Source organism: Pseudoalteromonas sp. A757 (assembly GCF_004103285.1).
Taxonomy (GTDB): Bacteria; Pseudomonadota; Gammaproteobacteria; order Enterobacterales; family Alteromonadaceae; genus Pseudoalteromonas; species Pseudoalteromonas galatheae.
On sequence record NZ_QNQN01000073.1, the window covers coordinates 472706 to 488843 of the forward strand.

General features: G+C 43.8%; 8 protein-coding genes. 2 read left to right on the forward strand and 6 right to left on the reverse strand.

From position 1 onward, the window contains the following. Positions 1-46: 46 nt before the first annotated feature. The 3 genes from DRB05_RS19415 to DRB05_RS19425 all read right to left on the reverse strand — a co-directional run bounded on the left by DRB05_RS19415 (position 47) and on the right by DRB05_RS19425 (position 4317). Complete coding sequence (locus DRB05_RS19415) at positions 47-502, reverse strand: GNAT family N-acetyltransferase (RefSeq protein WP_128728381.1); 456 nt, start codon at positions 500-502, stop codon at positions 47-49. 240 nt (positions 503-742) lie between these two features. Then, the gene (locus tag DRB05_RS19420) at positions 743-2134 is read right to left on the reverse strand and encodes a pre-peptidase C-terminal domain-containing protein (protein WP_128728382.1); all 1392 of its coding nucleotides are present in this window, start codon (positions 2132-2134) and stop codon (positions 743-745) included. 701 nt (positions 2135-2835) lie between these two features. Further along, entirely contained in the window at positions 2836-4317 is a 1482-nt protein-coding gene (locus tag DRB05_RS19425) for a DUF3612 domain-containing protein (RefSeq protein ID WP_128728383.1), read from the reverse strand. A 145-nt stretch (positions 4318-4462) separates the two neighbouring features. Here DRB05_RS19425 and DRB05_RS19430 point away from each other — a divergent pair, with 145 nt between their 5' ends. Together DRB05_RS19430 and DRB05_RS19435 are read left to right on the forward strand one after the other, a co-directional pair. Continuing rightward, on the forward strand, positions 4463-4951 hold the full coding sequence (locus DRB05_RS19430; RefSeq protein ID WP_128728384.1) for a malate synthase: 489 nt from the start codon (positions 4463-4465) through the stop codon (positions 4949-4951). Between the two features lie 94 nt (positions 4952-5045). Then, positions 5046-7232: a cation:dicarboxylase symporter family transporter gene (locus DRB05_RS19435; protein WP_128728385.1), complete on the forward strand. Its 2187-nt coding sequence runs from the start codon at positions 5046-5048 to the stop codon at positions 7230-7232. 136 nt (positions 7233-7368) lie between these two features. Here the strand turns inward: DRB05_RS19435 and recD are convergent, their stop codons facing one another. Genes recD through recC form a run of 3 tightly spaced genes read right to left on the reverse strand, consistent with a single transcriptional unit; the run spans position 7369 to position 16023 of the window. Continuing rightward, a complete protein-coding gene (gene recD, locus DRB05_RS19440) occupies positions 7369-9246 on the reverse strand; it encodes an exodeoxyribonuclease V subunit alpha (RefSeq protein ID WP_128728386.1) in 1878 nt (625 codons plus the stop codon). Further along, on the reverse strand, positions 9243-12779 hold the full coding sequence (gene recB / locus DRB05_RS19445; RefSeq protein ID WP_128728387.1) for an exodeoxyribonuclease V subunit beta: 3537 nt from the start codon (positions 12777-12779) through the stop codon (positions 9243-9245). The genes recD and recB overlap by 4 nt, the downstream gene beginning before the upstream one ends. Next, positions 12766-16023, reverse strand: a complete 3258-nt coding sequence (gene recC, locus DRB05_RS19450; protein WP_240036277.1) for an exodeoxyribonuclease V subunit gamma — start codon at positions 16021-16023, stop codon at positions 12766-12768. The genes recB and recC overlap by 14 nt, the downstream gene beginning before the upstream one ends. Positions 16024-16138: the final 115 nt, after the last annotated feature.

The following is a 16138-nucleotide window of genomic DNA, read 5'->3' on the forward strand; positions in this document are numbered from 1 at the left end:
GAAGGCATAATATCCCTAGATATTATGCCTTCGCGAAATACACCCATTACACGGTAAAGATCTGTCTATTTACGACACCCCAATAGTCATCTTGATATTGAGATTCGCAGTAGTCGATACCGTTTAACGTCAATGCGTTGCGCCAAAAATTGATCGCGTGATCTGCGCCTTGAATTTGCTTGACTTGCCAATGCCCTGGATACATTTGCCATATTTTGGACATAAATGAAGAACCGAGTTTACGTTTTCTCGCTGCAGGCACGATATAAAACTCACACACCTCAAAAGTATTTTGCACTTTCAAAATATTGATAAAACCAACCGGGCGGCCATTTTCATATACCAAGTAGCCAAGGTGCTGTTCATCTATTGGCGTATCTATCTGAAATAAACCGTTACTATCTGGTAATTTTTCCGTCAACACTGAAAACTCAGCTTCATATGCTTGCACCAAATTAAAATAGACTTGTGTTAATGAACCCACTACTTGACGAATTTCCAAAATACCGACCTTTACTCAGAATTAGTCGGCGTAACTTACAGCAATAGTGCATAAAGTTAAACAGACAAAATTACTATTTCATTTGAACTCGGAATTAGAAATGAATTAACTAAAATGCAAAGGGCAAAAGTATCATCCGACTCTATCACGGTATTTTTACTCCAGATATAAAACCCAATACCGACAACAGTATTGGGTTTTGGCTAATATTAAGTCAAAGAAGTAATTGTAGTTATCTGATTAATACGGGTTATTGGGTAAATAAAAGTTACTCAAGTTCCCGTTAATGGAGACCGCGAGTTCACCGCTACTATGTGTGTGGGTATAGATGTTGTAACTCTGCCCCGGTAACACCTTAACTCGCAAAAAGTCTTGATATTGTACTGCTTGACCGCAAGCAAGTGCTGTTCTTTTTGTTTGTGCAGTTTCTTTGAGAATATAAACTTCAGCGCTGCCATCCACGATCCCTTCGCCGTCACTATTGATGAAAATTGATGTTGCTTCACTCGCAGCAATATTAAAATAGTCACTACTGTGGCGAGTTAAAGATACGGCTGCACGTCCCATTCTGTCACGCTCAGCAAAGTGCGTGTCTGTTAGCACATTGTCTAGCATAGGGATAGAAACAAACCGACTACTAAAATTCAGTGTTTCATGACAAAAATCGGTTACTACTTCACTGGAGATAGCACCGAGCACACCATCAGGATCGTAAATACTGTCGGCCAGTAACGCCATTCCAGCTGATGTACCACCAACAACACCTCCCTTATCAAAAACGTGCTGCACCGCGCTTTGGACTGAAGTTCCTTGCCATTTATTTAGATAATCAGACTGATCGCCTCCAGCAAACCAGACAAACTCGGCACTGCGAATAGCCCAATCAACATAAGGGTCATTAGCCTTACTAACAGAATCAATAATTAACGTCTCAACTGAATCCGCCGCCATTAGACCAAGTAAGTAATCATTGTACGCGTCCGTGCCAGAAGTACGCAGTACCACCACATCAGCACTACTACCAATATGAGGAGCTACTCTTTGGCTAAAGGCATTATCAACATCCGCTCCCCCTCCCATTAAGAGCGTGGCACCGTTATTCGCTGTGAGCGTGTTGCAAGTGTCTAAGCTATTACCAGCAAGATAAGTTTTTAATCCCCCAGGTTTTGACGGACGAATTCCGTAATTACACTCTCCAGTTGGTGGAGGAGGATTTTCATCTTGGACAAAATTCACAATCAAATCATACCAACCAGAGCCACTATATCGCGTTAGCTTTATATAATAGGTGCCTGCAGTTTCAGCATAAAAGCTCCCCGTTTCTGGTATTTGACTCGTTTCTCGACTGACAACCGCTGAGCCTGTTTCTTGATATAAGAACCAGTCAAAATCATCACCAGAGCTATGGTCTAGAGAAATATCTATCGAACCTGGCGCTGCCACATCAAAAGTAAACCAGTCAATATCCCTTCTAGATAACTCGCCGCTAATTGTCGTGTTATTACACACTCCACTATTGGCATTACCTTCGCTGTCGTTAGATTCAGTTTCAGAGGTTGAGCAAGCATAGCTATGGCTTGTAACAAGCATTAAAGCAGCTAGTGATACAAATAGAATGTTATTGTTTTTCATAGTATTTACCTGAATGATATGTGTTTCTATGATCCGTACCGTTGCATTGTAAAGCTGCGCTGCCACACACCGTATTTGCACCAAGCGTTCACGGCAACTTATTCACAGATGACGATGACCAAAAGTGCAGAAATGAGCCTTATACCAATTGAATTAATTCTCTAATCAATTTGAAGGGGGAAATAGCATATTAGCTTCGTTAAAAATTTCTCATTTAGAACAACTAAATAGCAAAATTTTTGCCTTGCCTATATGGATATAGGTACCTTAGCGGTAGCAGGACGCGAGAGCGGTGCTACTAAAGCTATTTCCCCGCTTCAAGATAGATCATTTACTTAATACAACTGGTATTATTAATTTGGTTTTTTGAAAAACCTAAACGCAATTAGCGTTAGCGTTTACATTCGCATTGATACGGAACGTGATAAAACCCACCCAACAAATTGTCGATGGGAATAGAATTGGAATTCAGGTGAGGCTATTCGTCGAACCACTCACTCAAGTGGTAATTAACGGAACATTCATGCAGATCACTAGGGCGTTGTTTGTTGTAGATGAACATTTACGTCTCCTAGGTGATAGTTAAAAGAATGAGTATTAAGCAGATGTAAACAACCCGCTTAAAAAATATGGCATGCAACGCCGACCTTTTCAACTTTTATTATCAAAAACTCAACAAAACAATCATCGAATGACGTCAATTACGGACTCTCAACATAACAGCTCGGCTTTCTTGGGCAGCTTTTTCCTCGAGTACAGATCACCCGAACAGAGCCCTCAAGCCCTCGTTCAATCCACTGGATATTTAAAATCTTGGCGACACGGAGTAATTGGGTTTTCATATGATAGGGCACCACACTCGCGCCACCATGGCTAATACAAGCTTGTTGCAATTCTCCAATCAAGGCGTCAGCATCAATTCCTTGTGCATTAATAGCAGGATTGAGATCCAGACCCGCGCACAACACCCTTGGACGATTCGCCACATCAACGATTTTTACTGACTCACAGCAATACAGACGTGGTTTACCATTGACGTTCAAGATCGAAAGCTGAGCACTGGCACTATGACTATCATCATGAAATTTACGAAATACGGCCCAGTGCTGACACGGATCGGCAACGCTACGCATATTGCCCCAAGGTAAAGGAATGCCATTGCCCCGATACACCGCCTTGAGTTTACCTGCTTGATAAGCATCAAAATAATGCCAATGTGGATAAGGTGAAACCGATGTCATTCTGCGCATTGCGACGGAAGCCGAAATACCAAGTTGCTCATGGACGCGCACATCGTAACCTCGGCTTTCGAGTAACTGCCGAAATGGTGTACGGGGGCACAATAAAGCCCCTGCGAAGAAACTCGATTCAAAATCCTGCCACGCGCTCAAAATATCCTGGGCATTTGGAGTATCGTGATCTGGGTTATCACTACTCTTCCGGCTTTCTCCAGTAGTGAGTACACATTCTAAACCCTCACTATTGTGAAGCACTGCATGGCCAATATGAACGGCTAAATCGTATTTCATTCTCGCGGGATGTGCGTGCAATGCGCGATTTATAAACACCAAGTTTGGCTCTTTGAAATAAGAAGTGATCATTCCCTCTCCGTCAGGAGAGGATTGCTCAAACCACTCCACTTTTCGACCTTTTGCTAGCAAAATTGCCATGAGGTCATCACAGCTGAGATAGAGATTTTTACCCCCCACTTCATCGGCTGCTCGCTCTAAATCAGGAAAGTGGTTTTGATGGTGTTCTTGGTGGGCACGGATCAAAAGGTGCGCAAACTGCCTACCGCTGATCCCCGCTTGGGACAGCATTTCTGGGATCGCAATTTGCAATATCTCTTTGGCAAATAGAAAGTTGGGCTCTAAAGCCATCCCCACTATCCCACCGAAATTGCCTTTATCTGGCGCTATCTCCGGTGCTTCTGGTTGACTATCTAAAAACCACTCAATCGGCTTTTGAAATACAGTGGAGAAGTTTTCGAGCATCGCTTCGCTTGGCGTACGCTGGCCTCTTTCAATCATTGACAAGTAGGAAACGGAAGGCGCACTGGCGGGATCTTGCTTAACGCATCGAGCCGATAAGTCTTCTAAAGTCAGATGGTTACGCTTTCTTAGATTTCTTATTTTAGTACCCAGAAAGTGGGACTTTCTAATTAAGCTTGCAACTTTTGCCATGATTTCACACCCCGTTTTTGTGAAATTCACACTGTGAAATTCTTTTTGTGAAATTATTTGAATATTTAACTTACACTCAAAATGTACACGAAACAACCAGAATATATTTCCCAATTTATGACAACATGAACAAGTGAGGTGGATCATGGCAGCGCAATTACAACCGCATACAGAGCAATCAATTGATGATACGAAAGCGCAACAGTCAATGCTGGCAAAACAGTATCTTGATGAACAATGTCCTTTAGAATTTGGCTCACACATGGAGGTGACAGACTATGTGGTTTACTACAATCACCTGCTTGCATTTTTTGCCAACGGCACCCATTGTGGTTTGAAAAATTGTAGCCAATTCGTCGCACTATGCGGTCACCGTGAAACGCCAGAGGCTATTTTATTAAAACAGGACGATGGTTTACATATTGAAATTACCTTCAATCGAACCGGAATGCTCGGTCAATTTGATAGCGCCCATATCGAAGATATTATCGTAGAAACACCACTGGCGTCTGTGGTTGGTAAAAAGACTAAAACCCAGCTACAAAAACTGTGGATGAGCTTTTATCACGGCGTGCAACAACCAGCAGGAAAAGCCTGTTACCGTGCCAAAAGTGGGGATGATTATGAACTTTGAGTAAACACTCGATAATTTGTAATCAAATCGCTCAAACATTCAGTAAGTTTTAAGCTAAGCTAATTAAAATACCGCTCTTTTTTCGACTGAGCACATGACTAAATTGCTTAATTTTCTAAAAAACATTAACTGGATGCTTTGGGCGCTCATACTTGGCATTTTTGCTGGTTTAGTTTTCGGTGAACGGTTATCATTTTTAAAACCTATCGGTACAGGTTTTGTAAACCTGATGCAAATCACCATTCTCCCTTATATTGTCGTCAGCCTTATCGTGGGTTTAGGGAAATTTAATCCCGAACAAGTTAAAAGCATTCTTGCAAAAGCGGCGCTAGTCATGATCTCCCTTTGGGTGGTAGGTCTTGCTGTGATCTGGTGCTTTATTATGACATTACCTGCGCATGATGCCGGGACCTTTTTTTCCCCAGCACTGGTCGCAGCAGCGCCCGAAGTAGACTTCGTTAAACATTATATTCCCGCTAACCCTTTTGCTTCTATGGCAGAGGGTAATGTACCTGCCTTAGTCATATTTTGTATTGCGTTAGGTATGGCGCTTATTTCCAATCAAAAGAAAAACCGTTTACTCGATGTGTTAGAAGTCGTCGGTCAAGGTCTATCGGTTATTTCCAAGAAGATCATTGCCATCTTCCCTATCGGCATTTTTGCGATGACAGCAAGTACCGCAGGCACCATGAGCGCAGAAGAGTTGTCTGAATTGCAAGTGTACTGGGTTGTCGTTTTATGTGTCGGCGTGTATTTAATGTTAGTGCTGCTCCCTATGCTTGTTGCCGCACTTACCCCAGTTAAATACCGCGACCTTATCATGGTTATGCGCAATGCATGGATCACCGCATTTAGTACCGGCAACGTTTTTATTGTATTGCCGGTGATCACCGAGGGGATCAAAGATCATTTACGCAAAATTAAGCAAAGTGACGAAAACTCTGATCACATCGCGGAGGTGTTAGTTCCTATCGCTTATACCTTCCCAAGTTTAGGAAAACTTACTACCCTCATTTTCGTCTCTTTTGCAGCATGGCTTACCGGCAACCAAATCAGCATCGAACAAATTCCTAATGTGTCTTTGTCGGCGATGTTAAGTTACTTTGCTAACGTACATATCGCTATTCCCTATTTACTCGATACCTTGCGTGTCCCGGCTGATACTTATCAGTTATATTTATCAATGTCAGTACTCACCGCAAAAGTAGTTTCACCGACCACTGTGGTATATATCTTCGCATTTGTATTTTTATGTATTTTCATCAACCGCAGACAATTACACCTAAAACGCGTGCGCTCAGTTTATTATTTAACGCTACTATCTGCACTACTCCCAGCATTTATGTTATTGAGTTTTACGGCGAATAATTACCTCGGTCAGCAAACTAAATCGGCCGACGAGGCCATCGCTAATATGGTGATCTCGGATACCGTCCCTGCTCATGTACTTAGCTATGTCCCTAAAGCATACCAAAGTGGTGAGTTGTCTTTGACGAATATCGATGTGATTAAAAAACGTAACCTGCTGCGTGTTGGATATCTTATCGATAATGTGCCGTTTAGTTACTTTAATCAAAAAGACCAGTTAGTGGGTTTTGATGTCAGCCTCGCACATAGGCTCGCATCCGACCTTGGGGTTAAAATCGAGTTTATTCCATTTAAAAAGCCACAACTGGCAGAGTATCTCAACAAGGGATATTTCGATATTGCAATGTCCGGCCTTGAAATTAATATTGCCGACTTACAAAGCGTGCGCTTTAGTGACAAGGTATTGGAGCTGCAACTGGCGCTCTTGGCCAAAGATCATGATTTGAAGAAGTTTGCTGACAAGTCAGCCCTACTTACGCTTGATAAGCTGAATTTAGCTCACGTTGAGTATGCTCCGTTACTCAAACAATTGGCCCAGCAAAACCCTAAGGTAAAAGTATCCGGTATTAACAATTTGCAAAGCTATTTTAAGCACCCAGAAAAATATGACGCCTTAGTGATCAGCGCAGAGGCGGGCTTTGCATGGAGCATGTTCTACCCTGAATTTGGTGTTGTAGTGCCGGAGGGGGCAAGTCTGAAATACCCCGTTGGATTTGCCGTCGCCAAGCGTAATCAAGATTTACTGAATTATGTAAATGCTTGGCTGACTATCCAGCATACCAATGGCCGTATTGAAAAAACTTATGATTACTGGATCTTAGGAAAAGGTAGTGTACAAAAGCAAACTCGCTGGTCATTAATGGATGAACTTGAAATCGACCCAAACACACTTATTGATAAACTGAAGTTCTAATAACAACGAAATAAAAAAACGCCGTCAGTTAACACGTTAACTGACGGCAAGTCTACTCACTGGGCGAGCTAGCTTTCAAGCTCACTTTAACCTTAGTCAAACCACAAAATAAAACAAGTTTTTAACAAAAAATTCATCACTTTGATAACCGACTTCGTAAACCACTACTGCGGCTCACACTTCGATTCATACCCTGCACCAGTACTTTATATTGCGCCACCAATTCAAACTGCCGTTTAGCTCGGGTGATCCCTGTATAAATGAGCTGGCGGTTTATCCCCTGCTGCGCACGTTGAATTGGTGGTAGTATCATTGCCGTGTAAGCAAACTCCGAGCCTTGTGATTTGTGTATAGTCATCACGTACACTCTATCAAAGCTCGGCAATCTGGCAGGATAAAAGCGCCTAACGCTGCCCTGTTCATCAATAAATGATGCCTGTAGTTCACCTTGTTCATCGCGTAAAATGATCCCGATATCGCCATTAAACAGTTTCAACTGGTAATCGTTTTGGGTGATCATAATAGGCATACCAACGTAAAAGCGCCCTGTTGGTTGTACCAATCCCATTTGGCTGAGCTTGAGCTCTATTCTACGATTTAACTCGTTCACACCGTAAGGGCCTTCTCTCACGGCCGCTAGCAATTGATAGCTGGCAAACTCGCTATGAATTATGGCCTCACTCTCACCATGATGAATGGCAAGCAGGTATCGCTGGTATTGCTCCGCCGCTCTGGCAATTAAGGTATTGTAAGTTTCACTATTTAATTCATGATGCTGTATATCGCTATAACCTTGCCCCAGCACGCTGTCTAATTGCCGCTTATTGTTACTATTTACGGCAAATGCTAACTGACCAATCCCACTTCGACTGTCAAAACGGTGACTTTTTTGTAAAAACGCCAGATTATCTTCCAACATAAAGTCAGCGCTAGTATCACCAGACTCAGGCAGGTTTTGTTTACTCAACTCAGCTAGCTTTGCTTTCAGTGCCTGACTGTAATGTGGTGCTTGCCCAAGCATTAAGTTTTCACATAGATCGCTAAGTACGTTACCGGTATCTACCGATGCGAGCTGATCTTTATCGCCGAGCAAAATAAGCCGTGCATGTTTTGGTAGTGCATCCACCAGCTTCGCCATAAGCGATAAGTCCACCATGGATGCTTCGTCAACAATCAGTACATCAACATGCAGCGGGTTATCTTGATTGTGATGATAGTGCACGCTATTAGGAATAACGCCTAGCAAGCGATGAATAGTTTGCGCCTGCTCTGGCAGTAAATCAGCAAGCGCTGGCGACAGATTTAACTTCGCTTTCGCACCGATAATTGACTCACTGAGCCTCGCAGCCGCTTTGCCAGTTGGCGCAACTAGCTTGATGGTCAACGGCGCACTGTTATAAAGCGATTGTAAAATCGCAAGCAGTTTTGTGACCGTCGTGGTTTTCCCCGTACCGGGACCACCCGTGATGACACAAAATCGCTTAATGATTGCAAGCGTACAAGCCACTTTTTGCCAATCAATGTCTTCTTCACTGGCTGGAAAAAACGACGCCAACAGTGCACTCAGTTTTGCTTCGTCCAGCGTAACATTGGCTTTTGCCAACATTTCAAAGTGTCCCGCAAGCCTTGCTTCATAATTTGCTAATCTCGCCAAGTAGAGCTTATTACCGTATAGCCGAAGCGGCTTATCTTCACCGATCGCAGGATGCTGTGCGAGCGCAGCAACGGCTATACCTGTGCTTGAAAATGGCGACAACTCTACAGATCCATCCGCAACCGCGTAGCTGAGCTCAAACGGATCCTGGTAATTAATACTGTCTAACTCTAAACAACTATGCTGACGTCCATGAGCGATTAATAATAGTAAAAATACATAGAAGTGATCGTCGTAGCCTTGCTGATTCAGCAACTTGGCTAACGCGATATCGGCTTTTCCGACTCGTTTGTGTTCAAGCAATAACGCTATAAAGCTATGATGATCGAATGCCTCAAAGTCCATGCTTAGCTGGCTCATACAGACTCCTCAAATAATGCATCCAGCGCCAACACTTGCTCTACACTTAACTGATTGAAGAAAATTCCCTGATTGTCCGGTAATGCACGTAAGAACAAGTAATAGTTCCCACCTAAATGCTGCTCAGGGTTATAGTCCGCAAGGCGCTGCTTTAACAAGCGGTGAAGTGCCACGGTATAAATCATATACTGTAAATGATACTGATGAGACGACATCGCGGCATTAAGGTTATCGTAGTGATAATCTTCTGGACTATCGCCAAGGTAGTTGGACTTGTAATCGAGAACAAAAAACTGTCCTTGCCACTTGAAGATTAAATCGATAAACCCCTTCAGCATGCCTTTCACATCATCAAAGTTTAAAAATGACTTTTGCCCAGTGATATCACTGAGGATCTTGTTCAGCTTCACTGCACTGAGTGGTTTCAGTGGCAAATAAAATTCCATTTCAACAATGCAGTCGTCTGGTGGCAAGACACCAAGTTGTAAATGAGGATGTGGCGCAAGAGGTGCTGCCAAACAGCTTGTTATCCAGCGCTCAGCGGTCTCTTGCCATTCAGTCGCAATACCAAACTTATCCAAAGATTTCGTGACCGCTTCGGTCAGCGTAAACTTATCTTCGTTTTTGGGGGAATTCGGTGCGGTAAAATCTATAAGCTCAAAGATTTCGTGCAAACAGCTACCTGGCTTGGCGCCCTTAGGAAATGTATATGAGGTTTTTTCCCGGTCTTGGTGCTGCTCAGGTAAGTCCAATAAATGGTTTTCGTCCACGGCCCCAGCTGGTTTATCACCATGATGCGTGTGATAGCTTAGCTGGCTGAAGCTTGTGGTACGCCAATGGCGTTCAATCTGACCGCTGAAGGCTTTCGCGGACAAAGCTAGAGGCTTGTCTTCATGCGATATGTTTACCGCTTGCTGTGGTGCGGTGATTTCATCTACTCTTACGCACTCCATTGCCGCATGTGCTTTACATAACTCGCTTAGGGCACTTTGCCAAGCCTCAGCACTGTCGAAGGTTTCCGTGCCAAACAAGGCAAACCCTAAAGCCGTTTTGTGCAGCGCAGACTTTTTACTGCGCCCTTGTTGAATATCGTAAAGCCCAAGTTCGCAATAATGTACCGCACGCGTCAGCGCAACGTAAAGTAAGCGAATATCCTCAGCCAGTCGTTCTTGCTCTGCTTTTTCTTTGGCGTCGTCACTGGCTTCAAGATCGACAACTAGCTTATCTCCTTGGTGATAAACTAACGTATCAGGTTCACGAAACCCAAGCGCAAATGGCATAAAGACAATCGGATACTCCAAACCTTTTGAAGCGTGCATAGTCACAATTTTTACCAAATTGGCATCACTCTCTAAGCGAATTTGGCTGCTGTCACTCTGGGCGTTATTTAGCTGCGATAAAAACCAACGTAACACACGACCCGTGCCATCAAGCTCTAATTGCTTATGCTGTAAAAGCTCAGCCAAATGACGAAAATCAGTAAGCCAACGCTCCACTTCCATTCCCTGCTGCTGCCAAATCACTGGCAGCTCACAAGTTATCAATAAGTGTTCCAGCATCACCATCGCACCAGAGCGATACCAAAGCTGTGTTAACTCACTAAATAACTGTAAATAACCTTGCCACTGCTGCTCATTAAACTGTAAGTCATACAGCGCTTGGTTGTTTAAATAAAATAATGGTCCCGCAAGCACGCCTCTGAGCGCAGCTTCGTCGTAACTCCCGTGCAGTACATCAAGCAGTTGATACAAGGCAATTGCGAGCGGCTGCCTAAATACACTATCTCTGGCAAGGTACACACTGGCAATATCGAGTTGATTTAAGGCTCGTTTGATCAAGCTCGCTTCTATGCGGTCGCGAACTAACACACAGATATCCGCTGGCACAACTGGGTTTTCGCCAATCTTCGCAATCCCCGACTGTCCTTGCTCGATAAGCGCTGCAATTCGACCGGCGAACACCTGACTTAGCCGCGCTTGCGCGGCGCTTTTGTTAAACGCCTCATCCTCATTTGGTAATACACTGAAGCGCAGAGCTGACGACTTTTTAGACGCAATAGTAAATTGCGCATCCTCGGCTTTACCTTGCGCGCTCACCTCAATGAAAGGGATATCTTTGTTGTAGATAAAACTATTGGGATGGCGAGTAAATATCGTATTCACTGCGGCAACCACGTCACTATCGGAGCGATAATTGGTTGCAAGCGTATACCGCCTGTCTTGCGCAACTCCTTGCTTTGCACCGATATAAGTAAAAATATCCGCTCCACGAAAGCCGTAAATGGCTTGTTTTGGGTCGCCTATCAAAGTTAATGCGGTATTTTCCTTTACGTAAACTCGGCTGAAGATCCCATATTGAATGGGATCGGTATCCTGGAACTCATCTATCATGGCAACCGGATATTGCTGTGCAATTTTTTCGGCTAAGCGCTCACCACTATCGCCCATCAGCGCTTGATGCAGCTGCTTAAGTAAATCATCGGGAGAGATCAAGCCATATTCTTCTTTATGGGCGTGAAGCAAAGCTCTTACCTCGTTCACCGCTTGTTGCACCAGCGCGATTTTAAGCCCACTCCCGACTAATTGGTGAAGCTCAGCTAGGGTATCAAAATGACGAATGAGCTCATGCTCCAGCGGCGTAGTATTCTTTTTATAGTGAGCAACATCGGCAAGGCTTTCACTGCCCCAAAGTCCAAAGGAGTGATTACTGCTACCAAACTCAAACCACCACTGCTCACTGTTGACATAATCCTCCAGAGCTTGAAGATTAGCTTTTCGCCCAGGTGCCCGATTGCCTGCCAGCCCCGCGTTTTTCAACACATTGATGTAGTCAGCTTTGACGATTTCGGCCTTTAGCCACAGTGCTAATGTTTGGTATTTTTCGCGAGCTGCAAATACCGCATCTAAGGAAACAGAAGGTTTAATTTCGGCATTTTCTCTTGCTAATAAGGGCCTAACTTGCTTCGCCAGTGCATAAGGCGTCGCAAATTGCTCTATCACAGCCTGTGTTTTTTCTGTATCTAGCGGATAGACAAAACATCGCCAATGATCTGCCATCGCGGCGTCAATCAACTCGCTCTCGTCGAGAATAAACTCGAGGTTAAATGCTACCTTAGACTCAAAAGCGTGCTGCTTCAGCATTCTTTGGCAAAAGCCATGAATGGTGAATATCGCGGCCTCATCCATTGACTTAGCAGCTGCATCAAGGAGATCAAAGGCGCGCTTTTTATCTTCAACTTGCGCCAAAATGGCATTGATCAGTTCATCTTTACAGACTTCGCCTAGTAACACGTCTCGAGCTTGAATAATGCGTTTTCTCACTCGGTCTTTGATCTCTTGTGTTGCCGCTTCTGTGAAGGTTACCACTAAGATTTGTTCAACGCTTAACGGCTCATGTTGCTGATCAGAAGTACGCAAACCAAGTAAATAGCGCAGATATAAACCGGTGATGGTGTAGGTTTTCCCCGTACCTGCACTGGCTTCAATTAGGTTTTGGCCACTTAGAGGCATAGTAATGGGATTAAGCATCTCCATGGCGTACCTCCTCAGCGGCATCAAGAATAGGTGTTAACAAAGTAAGGCTAAGTGCACAAAAATGCGCTTCATGAGCTAACAAATCGCTAAAGCATAGTTGAACATAGGGGTCTTCCCCTTCTCCTCGACCAACATATTGCGGCTTAAATTTATTTACGGCCTTTTTAATATCCTGTGTCTTGGCGTATTCCATGCTAGAACTTGGGAAAAATGCCACAGGTTCGCTCAGCGCTTGCTTATAAAAAGCCAGCCACTGCTCCAAATATTGCTGAGCTTGTGGCTGCGAAATAGCAGCAAAGTGCACACTTTGATCTAACCCGACAATATAAGTAGTGACTTCATGCCCCATTACACAGGCTGCACAGTGATGTAAAAACCCTTTAATCAAATCTTTGGCTTTAATACTGGCGCTACGATAATACACTTGCCTGTTTTCATACACACAATCAAGCCAGCCGACCAGTATATGCTCTGCAACACCAAGTTTTAGCTCTAGAGGCTCCTTTGGTTCGCTAAGCAACGGGGTCAATACGTTAACCATAGGTTCAACGCGGGTGAGCAGTCCCTCTAGCTGTAGTTTGCCAATGTTTGCTTGTGGCAGCGAGCCTCGTTGTAATATTTGTTCAAGATTTAAGGGTTGTTGTTGTAGCTGAGCATCAAGCACTTCATCTAAATATTGGTAGCGTTCCAATGCATCTAATGCGAAAGGTTCTTCATCAAGTGTTAACGCTTCTATTGGTTTGAGTTTAATGCCGAGTGCTTGCTGATAAAATAACTTTTGCGGCTCACAAACGCCGCGCAGCAAATCGCTAAACTCAATTTCTGCGTCTAAAACTGGTGCTAACGGTTTTATCTCATCAACTTGCGCCGCTCTATGCTGCCAAAGCCAAGTACGATTGTAGCTCTGTAGTGAGCCCGCTTTAAAATGTTCGGGATTAAAAGGTTGTAATGGCAGTTGTGAAGTTAATCGAGTAACAAGCGACTGCTTTGGCATATCTTCAAAATAAAAGCTGCGATCTAGATATTCAGTCAATTCGCTGACTAGAACAGATGGCACTTGGGCTTCGTTGTTAAAGCAAGAGCGGCCAATATAACTGATATACAAGTTTTCTCGAGCACTGAGTAACGCTTCTAAGAACAAGTATCTGTCATCTAGTTTTCGTGAGCGATCGCCTTTACGTCTAGTGGAGTGGGCGACTAAATCAAAACCGATAGGTTGCACGGTACGAGGATAGTCCGCATCATTTAGGCCTAGCATACACACCACTTTAAATGGAATAGCACGCATCGGCATCAGCGTACAAAAGTTTACCGATCCGGCTAAAAAGCGCTGCCCAACCCCTTTTTCTCTGACACCTTGCTTGACCAAATACGCTAAGATTTTTGCTGAGACTGGCACTTGAATATCGCCATTTTGATGGTGTTTTTCGATGTTCTCTATAATTTGCTCAAGCTTAAGTAAATCCCAACTCTGTTCAGACTCTGACGAGTAAAATAGCGCCATGGCTTCACGTAGAATTGCTGCGAAGGTCGTTAAGGTCTTTTCACTACTGAGTTGTCGCTTTAACCAAATCAGCGCATCGACAAAGTCGATAAGCTTGTTAAGTACTGCCACCGACATACCTTCAACTTCATCAGCTGGATAAATGGATGCAAACGGCGTCTGTTCGTCGTTCGTTGCAACTCCTAAGAGCAAACGGTTGAGTCCATGCTGCCACGTATTTAATGGTATTTTTGGCAAGCCATATTCGCTCTTATGGCTATCATTTAAGCCCCATTTAACACTGACCTGATCGAGCCAATAGCGAATTAAGTCAAAGTCATGGCTCTTAAGATTAAACTGTTCGGCGATCGGTGCAACGCCCAACAAGTCGAGAATATCTGACACACAAAAACGGTTATTGGGTAAGTCTGTTAACGTCACAAAAGACGTTAAAATAGGCCGCTCTTGCTCAATTGCAAGATCGGAAATCGCATAGGGGATCCGCAGGTTGTCTTCACTGCTGTCAAACACCGCTTTAATAAATGGCGAATAGGTGCCCACATCAGGCATCATGACAATAATGTCTTTAGGCGTCAGGCTTGGGTTTTGTTCAAACAGATTGAGTAAATAATCATGAAGCCGCTCGACCTCACGCAGTGGCGTGTGGCAATCCTGAAAAATGATGCTGGTATCATCAGCCATAATGGGTAACTTACCCAGTTCCGATACAAACCAATTTGGATCCGTAGTTAACGACTCACCTTTAAATGCCAACTGGTAGATCTCTTCCTGTACTTGGCCAAGCAAGCTGTCATCAAACGCGTCATCAAATCCATCAATCCAACTGGCATCAAGCTGCAATAATTGTTCAAAATAGTCACGCCCGAGCTTTCCCCACGAAGAAAGGAGTGGGTTGCCAATGTAATAATACTCGCCGTCTTTCGCTTCAAGCTCTGGCATCTTGGCATATTTTGCAGCGACTTTAGCTTGAGTCTTCTCATCGACTAAATCTCCCCAGTAGTGTTCACTGGGGTTAAAAAAGAATAAAAATACACTTGTTTTTTCGCCAAGCGCTTGAAAAATATCAAGCTGACTGGTCGATATGGCTGACAGTCCAAATATACAGATCCGCTCGGGAAGCTTGCCTTCTGGTGCATCAGCCAGCCCTTGCAGTAACTTGTTGTGCATGTTTCCTCGGTGATATGGACTTTGTTCAAGCACTTCAACATGACGGACTAAACGACGCCAGAGATCAGGCTGCCAAGGGGCAATGGCTTCAACATCCACATCGTTCAGCGTATCTTGACCCTGCTCCCAAAGTTCAATCCACTGGGGCCGATACATTAAATATTGGTCAAAAACGTCGGCAATTTTTTCACACAACGCAAAAAGTTTAATTCCTGATGGGTCGTCACCTAAATAGTGCTTTAGCGCAATATATTGAGGCTTATCAATGCAGTCAGGCAATAGCGTAAATAGTTTCCAAGCCATATTGCCTTTATTAAAAGCGGATTCCTTGGGTACATCATCAATAAAATTTTGGTATAGCTTCCAAATGAAGCTAGATGGTAATGGAAAATCGACCTGTGCACTGATCCCTAAGTGTTGACTCATGCCTAGTTTGAGCCATTCAGACATACCAGGAGACTGTACTAACACCACTTCTTTTGCAAACGGGCTAGCGAGCGGTGCTGATTTTATTAGTGTGCAGAGTTGCGCCTGCAAGATTTCCATTCGATTCGATTGGATGATGTGTAACATGTTGTCTGCCATGCAGTTTAACGCTGTGTTAAGTGTATCTGAATCTCCTTGCAAGCGGTAGTTATTGAGGTTATTGCGAGTGTGCTTGAGTAGAAAAGCGACAATCGCCGCTTCT

Coding starts and splice junctions, on each gene's coding strand:
- DRB05_RS19425 (WP_128728383.1), bottom strand. CDS start 4,317: ATGGCAAAAGTTGCAAGCTTAATTAGAAAGTCCCACTTTCTGGGTACT.
- recC (WP_240036277.1), bottom strand. CDS start 16,023: ATGTTACACATCATCCAATCGAATCGAATGGAAATCTTGCAGGCGCAA.
- DRB05_RS19420 (WP_128728382.1), bottom strand. CDS start 2,134: ATGAAAAACAATAACATTCTATTTGTATCACTAGCTGCTTTAATGCTT.
- DRB05_RS19430 (WP_128728384.1), top strand. CDS start 4,463: ATGGCAGCGCAATTACAACCGCATACAGAGCAATCAATTGATGATACG.
- recD (WP_128728386.1), bottom strand. CDS start 9,246: ATGAGCCAGCTAAGCATGGACTTTGAGGCATTCGATCATCATAGCTTT.
- DRB05_RS19435 (WP_128728385.1), top strand. CDS start 5,046: ATGACTAAATTGCTTAATTTTCTAAAAAACATTAACTGGATGCTTTGG.
- recB (WP_128728387.1), bottom strand. CDS start 12,779: ATGGAGATGCTTAATCCCATTACTATGCCTCTAAGTGGCCAAAACCTA.